General features: G+C 74.5%; 11 protein-coding genes. All 11 read left to right on the top strand.

What is annotated here, in order from left to right:
• Positions 1 to 10 precede the first annotated feature (10 nt).
• The 11 genes from AC07DO_RS15875 (at position 11) to AC07DO_RS15825 (ending at position 12,648) form a co-directional block, all read left to right on the top strand.
• Positions 11 to 454 (top strand): phage tail protein, encoded by a 444-nt coding sequence (locus AC07DO_RS15875; protein ID WP_125515614.1) that lies wholly within the window; start codon positions 11 to 13, stop codon positions 452 to 454.
• The gene (locus AC07DO_RS15870; RefSeq protein WP_479060032.1) at positions 454 to 900 is read left to right on the top strand and encodes a hypothetical protein; all 447 of its coding nucleotides are present in this window, start codon (positions 454 to 456) and stop codon (positions 898 to 900) included. Before AC07DO_RS15875 ends, AC07DO_RS15870 begins: the two co-directional genes overlap by 1 nt.
• Positions 897 to 1,064: a DUF6760 family protein gene (locus tag AC07DO_RS15865; RefSeq protein WP_165283553.1), complete on the top strand. Its 168-nt coding sequence runs from the start codon at positions 897 to 899 to the stop codon at positions 1,062 to 1,064. Before AC07DO_RS15870 ends, AC07DO_RS15865 begins: the two co-directional genes overlap by 4 nt.
• Positions 1,065 to 1,077: 13 nt before the next feature.
• Complete coding sequence (locus tag AC07DO_RS15860; RefSeq protein ID WP_479060031.1) at positions 1,078 to 4,746, top strand: hypothetical protein; 3,669 nt, start codon at positions 1,078 to 1,080, stop codon at positions 4,744 to 4,746.
• 57 nt (positions 4,747 to 4,803) lie between these two features.
• On the top strand, positions 4,804 to 5,241 hold the full coding sequence (locus AC07DO_RS15855) for a phage tail protein (protein ID WP_385940666.1): 438 nt from the start codon (positions 4,804 to 4,806) through the stop codon (positions 5,239 to 5,241).
• Position 5,242: 1 nt separating this feature from the next.
• Positions 5,243 to 6,001, top strand: coding sequence for a CIS tube protein (locus tag AC07DO_RS15850; RefSeq protein ID WP_150215654.1), 759 nt, complete (start codon positions 5,243 to 5,245; stop codon positions 5,999 to 6,001).
• The gene (locus tag AC07DO_RS15845) at positions 6,001 to 7,920 is read left to right on the top strand and encodes a VgrG-related protein (RefSeq protein WP_479060029.1); all 1,920 of its coding nucleotides are present in this window, start codon (positions 6,001 to 6,003) and stop codon (positions 7,918 to 7,920) included. The genes AC07DO_RS15850 and AC07DO_RS15845 overlap by 1 nt, the downstream gene beginning before the upstream one ends.
• A 20-nt stretch (positions 7,921 to 7,940) precedes the next feature.
• On the top strand, positions 7,941 to 8,354 hold the full coding sequence (locus tag AC07DO_RS15840) for a GPW/gp25 family protein (protein ID WP_150173253.1): 414 nt from the start codon (positions 7,941 to 7,943) through the stop codon (positions 8,352 to 8,354).
• A 6-nt stretch (positions 8,355 to 8,360) separates the two neighbouring features.
• Complete coding sequence (locus tag AC07DO_RS15835; protein ID WP_479060028.1) at positions 8,361 to 10,322, top strand: putative baseplate assembly protein; 1,962 nt, start codon at positions 8,361 to 8,363, stop codon at positions 10,320 to 10,322.
• 569 nt (positions 10,323 to 10,891) lie between these two features.
• On the top strand, positions 10,892 to 11,437 hold the full coding sequence (locus tag AC07DO_RS15830; RefSeq protein ID WP_479060704.1) for a phage tail protein: 546 nt from the start codon (positions 10,892 to 10,894) through the stop codon (positions 11,435 to 11,437).
• 2 nt (positions 11,438 to 11,439) lie between these two features.
• Positions 11,440 to 12,648 (top strand): discoidin domain-containing protein, encoded by a 1,209-nt coding sequence (locus AC07DO_RS15825; RefSeq protein WP_479060027.1) that lies wholly within the window; start codon positions 11,440 to 11,442, stop codon positions 12,646 to 12,648.
• Positions 12,649 to 12,658 lie beyond the last annotated feature (10 nt).

The raw sequence follows: 12,658 nt of genomic DNA, 5'->3' as shown, positions 1-12,658 counted from the left end.
GTGAACCCCCTTGTCCCTTCAGCCCGGTGATGCCCTCACCACCCACAATTTCGGCCTGCAGATCGACGGCGTCATGGTCGAGTACCTGCAGGAGGTCAGCGGCCTCTCGATGGAGCAGGACGTCATCGAGTACCAGCAGGTGTCGGCCGACGGAAAGCCCGTCGTGAAGAAGATGCCCGGCGTGAAGAAGGCCGGCGAGTGCACGGTCACCCGCGGCATGACGCAGAGCCCCGTCTTCAGCGAGTGGATCAACAAGTCCATCGCGGGTGACATGGGTTCGGCGCGCAAGAACGCGACGATCATGATGATGGACTACCAGAACAACCCGGTGAAGCGTTACAACCTGCGCAACGCCTGGTGCAGCAAGGTGGAGACCAGCGGGGTCAAGGCGGGCGACGCCGCCGCTCTGACCGAGCAGGTCACCATCGTCTTCGAAGAGCTGGTCATCGAATAATGCGGCGCGAGGGTCCGGCGGGGACGGCCGCGGGGCCGGGCACGGTGCCCGGCGCGGTGACGGGCGTCCGCGAACCGCTGCGCACGGAATTCGAGTTCGAGTTGCCGCGCGGCTTCGTGGACGAGTCCGGCACCGTGCACCGCAACGGTGCGATGCGGCTCGCGACGGCACGTGACGAACTGGTGCCGCTGCGGGACGTACGGGTGCGCGAGAACCCCGCCTACCTGTCCGTCGTGCTGCTGGGCCGGGTCATCACCCGGCTCGGCACGCTCGGCTCCGTCCACGACGGCACGGTGGAGAACATGTTCGCCTCCGACCTGGCCTTCCTCCAGGACTTCTATCGGCAGATCAACGCGGAGGGCCACACCCGCGCGGCGGTGGCCTGCCCGCACTGCTCGGAGTCCTTCGAGGTGGAGCTGGCCGGGAGCCGCCTGGGGGAATCGTGACGTACGCGGCCGACCGCATCGAGGAGGAAGTCGCGTACCTCGCCTACCACTTCCACTGGGGCATGGACGACATCCTCGACCTCGAACACGCGGACCGGCGCGCGTACGTGGCGCGGACCGCCACATTGGTGGAGCAGGCGGAGGCGAAGGCGACCGGTCGGTGAGTCGAGGTAAGTGATGGGCTTGTTCAAGTGGCGGCGGGGGTCGCGGGGCGGGACGGAGGCGTCGGGCGCGGGTGCGCCGGACGCGGCCGTTCCGGCTGCGCCGGACGGCTCCGGTGCCGCCTCTGCCGAGGTCGCCCCGGGTGCCGATACCGGTGTCGGCTCCGGTGTCGGCGGCAGTGGTGGCGGGTGGGCCGCCGTGCCGCCGGTCCAGCGTGTGCTCGCTGCGCCGCGGACGGTCGCCGAGCAGGGCTTCGGCGCGATGCTCGCCACGCACCAGAACCCGTCCTTCGGCGGGGAGTTGGGGCATGCGGTACGTGCCTCCGCGCCCGGAGGCGTGCTGCACGACGTCCTGACGCCGGTGGCGGGCCGGCCGGGCGACCTCGACCTGCCCTCGCTCCATCTGCCGGTACGAGGGACGGGCGAGGCCGGTACGGATGAGCAGGCCACGTCCTCCGGGGCCGGTGGCGGCGGGGCCGCGGCTCCCTCCGCCAAGGCGCCGGTGCAGCGGTCCGCCGCCGCACGGGCGCTGCCTGCTCCGGCGAGCGGCTCGCCGGGCAGCCCCGCCGTACCTGCCGTACCTGTCGTACAACCGTCGCGTGCCACCCGGCGCTCCCCGCTCGTGTCGGCGGCGCCGGGCGTGGTGCCTCAGCGGCAGTTGTTCCCTGTGGGGGCGGCGCGTACGGCGCCGAACCCCGCCACGCCGGGTGTCGCTCCTGACGCCCTGCCCACCGATGTCCCCGGGCCGGTACCCCCTGCCGGTCCGGGGTCCCACGCCGCACCCGCGGCCACGGACCCCGTCGCTGTACGGGCGAAATCCCCCGTTGAGCCCGTACAGCGACGGCCTCGCATACGCCGGGTCCAGCGCGCGCAGGCCGGTACCGGTACGCCGGCCGGTGCCCCCGCGCCGGAGGCGCCGCGGAGCACCCCGCCCGAGGCGCCTGTCCAGCGGACGGCGCCCAACAGCGCGGCACCCAAGCCCGCGCCTGCGCCCGCACCCGCTCCTACGGCGAGCGGCCCTGCGCCGAAGAGCCGCCCGGCCGAGACCGCGGCGGCCGCGCCGGGAGCGCCCGCACCGCAGGGCGCTCCCCACCGGGCCCCTGTCCAGCGGGCGACGAACAAGGGCCCCGCGCCCAGTCCCACGCCCGCCCCCGCGGCGAGCGACCCGACGCCGAACGGCCGTGCGCGGGATGCCGCGACGGACGCGCCCGCGTCGCGGACCACCCCGCACGGGACCCCCGGCCGGCGGACGGCCGACAACGCGCCCGCGCCGACGCCCGCGCCCAAGGCGAGCGCCCCGACCCCGAAGAGCCGCCCGCACGAGGCGGTGTCGGACACGCCCGCACCGCAGAGCGCCGCGCAGCAGGCCCCCGTCCAGCGGACGGCCGACCGCGCGCCCATGCCGGCGTCCGCTCCCGAAGCGAGCGACCCGACGCCGAACAGCCGTACGCAGGATGCCGCGACGGACGCGCCCGCACCGCAGAGCGCCACGCACCGAGCCCCCGTCCAGCGGACAGCCGACAGCGGCCCGGAGCGCACGACCGCCCCCGAGGCCGGCAGCCCTGTGCCGAAGGGCCGCCTGCCCGAGACCCCTGTCCAGCGGTCGGCGAACAGCGGTCCCGCACCCAAGTCCGCAGCCGCGCCTGGCAGCCCTGCCTCGAAGAGCCGTCCGCCCGAGGGCCCCGGACAGCGGACGGCGCCCAACAGCCCGGCGCCCACGTCCACCTCCACGCCCGGCCCCGCAGCGAGCGGCCCGGCCCCGAAGAGCCCTCCGCACCAGTCCACGGCCAACGCGCCCGCACCGCGGAGCGCCCCGCGCGAGGCCCCCGTGCAGCGGACGGCGCACAACGGCCCCGCACCCAAGACCACGCCCGCCTCCACGGCGAGCAACCGCGGTCCGGTCAGCGGACCGGTCGCCCCTGCCCAGAGGTCGACGAGCCCGGGCCCCTCCCCGGCCCAGGGCCCAACGCCCCCTGCCCAGAAGCCGACGACCGCGGAGCCCACACCCACGGCACCCGTCCAGAGGCGTCCCCGCCCCACCTCGGCGACGGACGCGCCGACGCCCGCGCCCCAGAAGCCGACGAACGCCGCACCCACGCCCACGGCACCGGGTCAGAGCCACCCCGGCCCCGCCCCGGCCAACGGACCGACGGCACCTGCCCAAAGGCAGACGAACACCGGCCCCGCCCCGAGGCCGACGCCCACGTCCACCCCAGCGGCATCCGGCCCCACCCCGGCGGCACCCACCCACAAGCCGACGACCGCCGGCCCCGCACCCGCACCCGCACCCACGGCAAGCGGCCGGCATCGCCCGCGCCGCACCGCCGTCGGCGCCCCCGTCGTGCCCCCCGTCCAGCGGTCAGCGAACGCCACACCCGCACCACCCACCGCTCCCGCCCCCACGCCGACGACCGACGGCCCCATGCCCACGGCCACGCCCGGCACCCAGAACCACCCGCACCACACCAGCACCAGCACCGGCACCAACACCGGCGCCCCCGTACCTCCCGTGCAGCGGTCAGCCGCCGCCGTACCCGCACCGCCCATCACTCCCACCCCCACGGCGAGCAGCCAGCCCCGCCCCCGCCGCACCGCCATCGGCGCCCCCGTGCCCCCGGTCCAGCAGTCGGCGAACACCGCGCCCACACCGGCACCCCAGAACCACCCGAGCCCGACAAGCGGACCGCCGACGACCGACGGCGCACCCTCTTCCGCAGCCGGCAGCCAGAGCCGTCCGCGCCGCACCGCCATCGGCGCCCCCGTAGCGCCCCCCGTCCAGCGGTCGGCGAACACCGCACCCACACCGCCCACCGCCCCCGCCCCGGCACCCCAGAACCACCCGAGCCCGACAAGCGGACCGTCGACGACCAACGGCGCAGCCCCCACCGCAAGCGGCCAGGACCGAGCCCGCCACACCGCCGCCACCGTCGGCACACCCGTCGCCCCCGTCCAGAGGGCGGCGAGCGGCGAACCCGCACGCCCCCAGAACCACCCGGCGCCCCGGTCCACGACAGGTGCGCCCGCACCCGCGCCGGCCGCGAAGTCACACCAGCCGCTCCCCGTCGTCCCGATCAACCGCCGTGTCGCCCCCGGCAGTCACCGGCCCGCCGCCGAGCAGTACCCCCTCTCCCCCGCCCGGGGCCTGACGCCGCACACCACAAGCACGTCGCACACCCCCACAGCGGGGGCCCAGCCCAAGGCGGCGCCCGCCCCCGTGCCCCTGCAACAGTCGGCAAGCCCCGCGTCCCGCACCACGCACACGCCCGGGAACGGCGCCGCCCCCGTCGTCGTACCCCTCGCGAAGCCCGGCGCGCCCGCGCCCCGTCACATGCACAGCACCACCCCGCCCCTCGTACGTACCGCGCCGACCCCGGCGCCTCCCGTCCAACGACGCGCCGCGCCCTCTCAGCCCGAACCGCAACCCCAGCCACGGCCGCAGGTGTCCATCCCCCTGCAATCCGCCCCGGCCCCCCGCCCCGCCCCCGCGGAGCCCAAACCGCCCACCCCGGCCCCGTCCGAGCACGTCGGCTCCGGCCCCGAAGCAGGTCCCACCGCCGAATCCGCCGCCCCCGCCGATCTCGACGACCTCGCGCGGCGGCTCCTCGCTCCGCTGTCGCGGCTGCTGCGTGCGGAGTTGCGCAGTGACCGCGAGCGCGTGGGCCGGCTCCGCGACCACGGCCGCTAGCCGACGACCGACCGCCCTCAGACCGCCCCTCCGCCACCTCCACAGCAAAGAGAAACCATGCCCTCGTCCAAGGACCCCGGTTCCACCGTCTTCTTCAAGCTCACCATCGACGGCCAGGACCTCGGCCTGTTCAACGGGTGCGACGGGCTCTCCTCCGAGGTGGAGGTGGAGCAGCGGCAGGAGGGCGGCAACAACGGGTTCGTCTGGCAGCTGCCGACCCGCGTGACCTTCTCCACCATCCGGCTCACCCGGCCGCTGACCGCCGACACGTCCCGCGTGGCCGCCTGGATCTCGTCCATCGCGACCGGGATCTCGCGCCCGACCGCGCAGATCGCGGCGCTCCGCGCGGACGGCTCCATCGTCGCGCAGTGGGGGCTCGTCGAGGTGCTGCCCGTGCGCTGGCAGGGGCCGAGCCTGAGTCCGGACAGTCCCGCCGTGGCGACGGAGACGCTGGAGATCGCGCACCACGGGTTCACCGACGCGGGAGGTGCCTGAGATGGCCGCGCCGACCGGCGGAAAGGCCGGCGCCAGCCTCGTGCGCGCCGCCCTCGCCATCCACCAGCCGCCCACCGACCTCGGCGGGTCGATGGGCGGGCGGATCGGCGAGGTGGAGTTCCAGTTCAATCCGACGCAGCTGCAGATGGCGCGGTCGGCGGAGTGGCGTACGCAGCGCGCGGTCGCGTACACGCGCGGCGCGCCGCCGAAGTTCACCGGTGCCGCCCCCGCCACCCTCCAGCTGGAGGTGTTCCTCGACTCGTCGGGCACGCCCAACTCGGGGAAGGTGCAGAAGCAGGTCGAGCTGCTCCTGTCGTGCTGCGAGGTGACTCCGCAGAGCGTCAGCTCCAAGCGGCCCTCGCCGCCGTGGGTGCGGTTCTCGTGGGGCTCGTTCAACACTGTGCAGTTCGTGGCGTACGTGACGAACGTCAGCGCCACGTACACGCTGTTCAACCCGACCGGGGAGCCGATCCGCGCCACGTGCTCGCTCGCGCTGACCGAGGTGTCGATGCCCACCAAGGGGCAGAACCCGACGTCCGGCGCGCTCTCCGCGCGCCGTGTGCACCGCACGGTCGCGGGTGACTCGCTGGCGTCGCTGGCGTGGCGGGAGTACGGGGACGCCACCCGCTGGCGGCTGATCGCCGAGGCCAACGACATCGACGACCCGATGCGGCTGCGGCCCGGCACCGAGCTGCTGCTGCCCGCCGCCGACGAGGCCCGGCCCGGCCCCGTCACCGCCCCCTCGCACGTGGAGTCCTGATGAGTGAGAAGACGTACACGAGCGTCCTGCACGCCGAGATCGGCGGGTCCGTCCTGCCCGACAAGCTCGCCGTGCTGCTCGTGGAGGGCTGGGTGGACGCCAGTGTGAACGTGCCGTCCGCCTTCCAGCTGACCTTCGTCGACGAAGGCGGGGACATCCTGGAGAAGTTCCCGCAGATCAAGGTCGGCGCCGAGGCCGTCCTGTGCCCGTTCACGGACGGCGTGCGCGGCAAGCCGATGCTGACCGGTGAGGTCACCGCCCTGGAGGTCGACTCGGACGCCGGCGGCAAGCAGCTCGTCGTGCGCGGCTACGACCCGGGGCACCGGCTGCTCCGCAACCGCCGCGTGGAGGGCTTCCCCAACATGACGGCGTCCGACATCGTGCGCCGCGTCGCCGCCGCCAACAAGGTGAAGCTCGGGAAGATCGAGTCGACGCCGACGGTGTACGAACTGGCGACCCAGCCGAACATCACCGACTGGGACTTCCTCTCCCGGCTCGCGCAGGAGAACGACACCCACCTGTCCTTCGACGAGGACGGGAAGCTGTGCTTCGCCAAGCTCGCGCCCGCCTCCGGGGCGCCGTCCGACTCGACACCGGCCGCGCAGAGCCCGTACGTCCTGGAGTTCAGGCACAACGCGCTGCACAGCCGGGTCGCGGTGACGGCGGCCGGTCAGGTCGCGACGGCCGGGGTGCGCGGGTGGGACATGCGGGCCAAGCGCGCCCTGTCCGCGCAGTCCCCCGCGGTCCGCAGCAAGGACATCGTCGCCGACATCACGCCCGGTCAGCTGTCGCAGCCGTTCGGGAAGGCGGAGCTGACGGATACGGGGTGGCCGTACACGACGCAGGCGCAGGTCACGCACGCCGCCAGGTCGCTCGCGGACGACGTGGCGGGATCGTTCGCCGAGCTGGAGGTCGCCGTCACCGGCAACCCCGACCTGCGGCCGGGGCGGCCCGTGGCGCTGAAGGGGGCGGGGTTCCCCTTCGAGGGGAAGTACACGGCGACCGGGGTGCGTCATCTCTTCGAGTCCGGGCGGCCGTTCACGACGTGGCTGACCGTCTCGGGGCGCCAGTTCCGTTCCCTGTACGGCCTCGCGTCGGGCGGCGCGGACGCCGCACCGCCGATGCCCGGCGTCGCGATGGCGCTGGTCAGCAATGCGAAGGACCCGCTGAAGATGAACCGGGTCAAGCTGCGTTTTCCGTGGCTCTCGGACACGTACGAAAGCGACTGGTGCCGTATCGCGCAGCTGGGCGGCGTCCGTGGCGGCGGTCTGATGCTGCCCGAGGTGGGCGACGAGGTGCTCGTCGCCTTCGACCGGGGGTCGTTGGAACACCCTTATGTCCTGGCCGGGTTGTACAACGGCAGGGACAAGCCGACGCCCAACACGGACGGGCTGCAGCCGATCGACCCGACCAGCGGCCGCGTCAACTGGCGCTCCGTCTCCTCGCGCAGTGGCCACACCATGGAGCTCGTGGACGCCAAGTCCCGCATGAAGAGCGGCATCCGGTTGCAGACCGGCAACGGCCGCCTCACCGTCCACATGGACGAGGCGCGGACCAGCGTCACCATCCGCAGCGACGGCACCGTGTCCATCTCGGGGACCCGCAACGTCAGCATCAGGGCGGGCGGCAACCTGTCGCTGACGGCGGGCGGCTCGCTGACGATGAGCGCGGGCGGCGCGGTCGACATCAAGGCGGGCGCCAAGTTCGGCGTCAACGCGGGCGGCATGGCGGACATCAACGCGACGGGCGTCGTCAGCCTCAAGTCGGCGGGCGCGGTCGCCGTGAACGCGGTCGGCGCGGTCTCCGTCACCGCGGCGGGCGCGGTGGCCGTCAACGCGGGTGCGGCCGCGGCCATCACCTCTCCGGCGACCGTCGCCCTGACCGCACCCGCCGTGCTGCGCAACGGCATTCCGTTCTAGGGTCGAGGGGGCCACTGACCATGAGTGAGCAGTTCGTCGGTGCGGGCTGGACGTTTCCACTGCGCATCAACGCCGGCGGCGGCATCGCGCTGGCCCGGCGCGAGCGCGAGATCGAGGAGTCGATCCGTCTCGTGCTCGCCACCGCGCCGGGCGAGCGGCCGATGCGCCCCGAGTTCGGCTGCGCCGTGCACGACATGGTGTTCGCGCCGGTCAACGAGGCGACGGCGGGGCGGATCCGGTACGAGGTGCGGTCCTCGCTCGACCGCTGGGAGCCGCGCATCGACGTCCTGGACGTCGAGGTCAGTCCGGCGCCCGACGACCCGTCCGTCCTGTTCATCGACGTGAGCTACACCGTGCGCGGCACCAACAATCCGCGCAGTCTCGTCTTCCCCTTCTATGTGATCCCGTCCACGGAATCAGAGAGCGGAGTCTGAAGTCCGATGGCCCTGCCCGCACCCCACCTCGACGACCGGCGCTTCCAGCAGTTCGTCGACGACGCCAAGCGCTACATCCAGCAGCGCTGCCCGGAGTGGACCGATCACAACGTCTCCGACCCGGGAGTCACCCTCGTCGAGGCCGTCGCGCACATGGCCGACCAGATCGTGTACCGGCTCAACCGCGTGCCGGAGAAGAACCACCTGGCCTTCCTCGACCTGCTCGGCGTCACTCTCTTCCCGCCCTCCGCGGCCCGCGCGGACGTCACGTTCTGGCTGTCGGCACCGCAGGCCGAACCGGTGGTCCTGCCCGCCGGTACGGAGGTGGCGACCAGCCGCACCGAGACCGAGGAAGCGGTGGCCTTCGCCACCGAGGCGGATCTGACCGTGGTGCCCTGCGAGCTGTCGGCCGTGCTGCGCCAGGAGGACGGCAGCACGCCGCAGGACTGCGGGCAGGACATCTTCGGCGGCCGTGACGTGGCGGTCTTCGCGGAATCGCCGCGGCCGGGCGACACGCTGCTCTTTGGACTCAGCGCGGCGGTGCCGCGGTGCGCGGCGGTGCTGCAGCTCGACAGCCGGGTGGACGGCGTGGGCGTCGACCCGCGGCAGCCGCCGCTGGTGTGGGAGGCGTGGACCGCGGACGGCTGGACCGAGTGCGAGGTGGACGAGGACTCCACCGGTGGCCTCAACCGGCCGGGCGACGTCGTGCTGCACATTCCGGCCGGGCACATCGTCTCGCGCATCGGGCGGCAGGACGCGGGCTGGCTGCGCTGCCGGGTCACCGAGGCGGCGAAGGGCCAGCCGTTCTACAGCGCGTCGCCGACCGTGCGGTCCGCCGCCGCGTTCACCATCGGCGGCACGACCGGTGTCGCGCACGCGGACGTCGTACGCGACGAACTCCTCGGTGACTCCACGGGCGTGCCCGGACAGCGCGTCCGGCTCGCCCAGGCGCCCGTCGTCGCCGACCGGCCGCCGCTGGTCCTCGAGGTCTCCGACGGCGAGGGGGCGGGCTGGGCCGAGTGGCAGGTCGTCGACGACTTCGCCTCCTCGGGACCGTACGACCCGCACGTCACGCTGGACGCGGCGACCGGCGAGATCGCGTTCGGTCCCGCGGTACGCGAACCGGACGGCTCCCTGCGGCAGTTCGGCGCCGTCCCGCAGAAGGGCGCGGCGATCCGCGCCACCCGCTACCGCACGGGCGGCGGCCGCACCGGCAACGTGGCGCGCGGCGCCATCCAGGTCCTGCGCAGCTCCATCCCGTACGTCGCCCGCGTGGAGAACCGCGAGGCGGCGCGCGGCGGAGTGGACGGCGAGACGGTCGAGGAGGCGAAGGTCCGCGCGCCGATCGCGCTGCGCGCGCAGGAGCGGGCGGTGACGGCGCGCGACTACGAGGAGCTGGCCCGGCGGGCCGCGCCCGAGACGGCGCGTATCCACTGCCTGGCGGCGGACTCCGCCGAGGCCGGGGAGAACGCGGTCCGGGTCCTCGTCGTGCCCCAGGCGGTGCCCGACCGGGGCGGGCGGCTCCGCTTCGAGCAGCTGGTGCCCGGTGAGGAACTCCTCTCCCGCGTCACCTCGTTCCTCGACGACCGCCGTCCTCTCGGCACGCGCCTCTCGGTCGGCCCGCCCTACTACCAGGGCGTCACCGTGGTCGCCACGCTCCACTCCTTCCGTGCGGCCCACGCCGAACGCGTCCGCGCCGAGGCGCTCGACGCCCTCTACGCCTACCTCGACCCGCTGACCGGCGGCGCCCACCGCGAGGGCTGGCCGTTCGGCCGCCCGCTGCGTGCCGGCGAGATCTTCGCCGCGCTGCAGCGGGTGCCGGGCGTGGAACTCGTCGACGAGGTACTCCTCCACCCCGCCGACCCCCTGTCGGGCCGCAGGGGCGACGCCACGGACCGCATCGAACTGGCGCCCTCGGCCCTCCTGTTCCCCTTCGACCACCGCGTCCGCGTCATCGAGGCACGATGACGAACGAGGAGAACCACGCGAGCGACACCCCGGAGCACCCCGCGGAGGCGGAGCGGGCCCCGGGGTCCGAGGGCGATCCCGGAGCCGCCCCCACGCCAGGCTTCGGCCCGGCGACCGCCGTTCCGCACCCCTCCGGGGCGAACCCGTACTCCGATCCGGGCCACGCTGCCGCCCCGAACCCGTACGCCGCCCCGAGTCACGCCTCCGAGCCGAACCCGTACGCCACCACTCCGAGCCACACCTCCGAGGCAAACCCGTACGCCACCCCGAGCCCCGCCCCCGAAGAGGAACCCGCCGCCGAGAAGCCCGCGAAGCGCGGTACCGGACGTACCGGGCCCGCGGCGAAGAGCGCTCCGGGGGCCTCCGTCACCTCGGGCGGCGCGCGTGCCTCCTGGGTGAAGTCCGGGGTCACCGGCGCTCCTGCCTCTCAGGCGGGGCACGCGCCGGGAGCGGCCGACGGGGCCGGAGACGGCGGTGACCGCCCCGGACCCGGTGACGGTGGGAACGGCGGGGACGGGAGTGACGGCAGGAGCGGGAACGATGACGGCTACGAGTCCAGGCGGGGCTCCCTGCCGGGGCTCGGCTCCGCGCACCCCATCGGGGACCAGCTGCCCGCCGTCTTCGCCGACGACGACTTCATCCTGCGCTTCGTCTCCGGCCTGGACGTCGTCCTCGCCCCCGTCTTCGCCGTCCTGGACAGCCTGGAGGCGTACTTCACGCCGTCCCTGACGCCCGCGGACTTCCTCGACTGGCTGACGGACTGGGTCGGTACGGAGCTCGACGGCACCGAGCCGCTGGCCACGCGTCGCCACGCCGTCGCCTCCGCCGTCGACCTGCACCGCGTCCGCGGCACCCGCCGTGGCCTGTCCGCCGCCGTCGAACTCGCCTTCGGGGTACGTCCGGAGATCGCCGAGAGCGGCGGAGCGGCCTGGTCCGCACGTCCGCTGGGCGCCTTCCCCGGCACTCCGCGCCCCGCCCTGCACGTCACCTTGCGCGTCCACGATCCCGCGTCCGTGGACACGCACCGCCTGCGGGCCGTCGTCGCGGCGGCCCGCCCCGCCCACCTCCCCTTCACGGCCGAGGTGACAGCCACGCCTTTCCCTGAAGGGACCTAGAGATGCCCGACCAGCCCGAGACGGACGACATGCAGAACTCCCCCGCCAACACGACGCCGTGCCCCGAGTGCGGCACCCCGGCCCGCCAGCACGGCCAGTCCTTCTGCGACTCGTGCGGGGCCTTCCTCCGCTGGGACACCCCGGCCGGCACCCCTGGACCCGCCCGCCCGGGCACCGTTCCGGCCGCGGACGGCTCCCCCGCGCCGCAGGCCCCGGCCGACCCCCGCGTCGATCCCCGGGTCGCTCCCCGTACCGAGGCCGGCGCGGGCGCCGGTGCCGGCGCCGGTGCCGGGTCGACCGACACCACCGTCCCGCTCCCCTCCACCGGCCCCGCGGAGCCGCAGGCCGGACCGCCCCGGCCCTCCGACACCGCCATCCGGTCCCTGCTCGTGCCCGTGCCCGAGGGCTCCGAGCCGGTGGCGCCCGAGACGCCGGGCAGTGTGCTGCCGGGCCGGCCCGAGGCGGCGCGGCCGCGCGTACGGCAGCCCGCCGTGCCCGCCGCACCCGAGTCGGGCGCGCCGTGCCCGAGCTGCGGGACGCCCAACGCCCCCCGCCGCCACTTCTGCCGCAGCTGCGCCAACCCGCTCAAGGACCACGCCGCCCCGGCCGCCGAGGGCCCGTACGCGGGCCAGCGCCCGCGGCTCCACCGTGACCGCACCCGCTGGATAGCCCGGGCCGTGGGCATCGCGGTGGTCGTCGGCCTGGTGGTGGGCGGCATCTTCGGCGGGCCGCCGACGGCGCGGGCCGTGCAGGACCACTTCGCCAAGCGGGTCCCCGTCCACCCCACCGACTACAGCGCCTCGCACGCCGCCCCCAAGCAGGCCGCAAAGCTCGCCTTCGACGGCTACAGCAACACCTGGTGGGGCACCGGCTACTCGGGCGACTCGGCGGGCCAGTGGCTGCAGGCCGACTTCGGCCAGCCCACCGACCTGCTCAACCTCCTGATCACGCCCGGCACTTCGTCGCGCAGCGCGCAGGCCGCCGAGCAGGCGCGGCCCATGGAGTTCGACATCGTGGTCAACGACTCCGCGGGCAAGGAGCACGTGATGCACCGCCGCATCAACGACGGCGGCGTGCAGAAGCTCGACGTACGCGTACGGGACGCGGTGAACGCACGGCTGATCCTGCGTTCCGCGTACGGCACCGGCAAGAAGCGCCAGGTGGCCATCGCCGAGCTGGAGTTCTTCGGCCGCTCCACGGGAGGACAGTAGAAGGCCCGGG

This window comes from Streptomyces sp. NPDC045678 (assembly GCF_056432085.1).
Note: the sequence above shows the minus strand (reverse complement) of the source record. Positions and strands in the feature narration are given on the sequence as shown.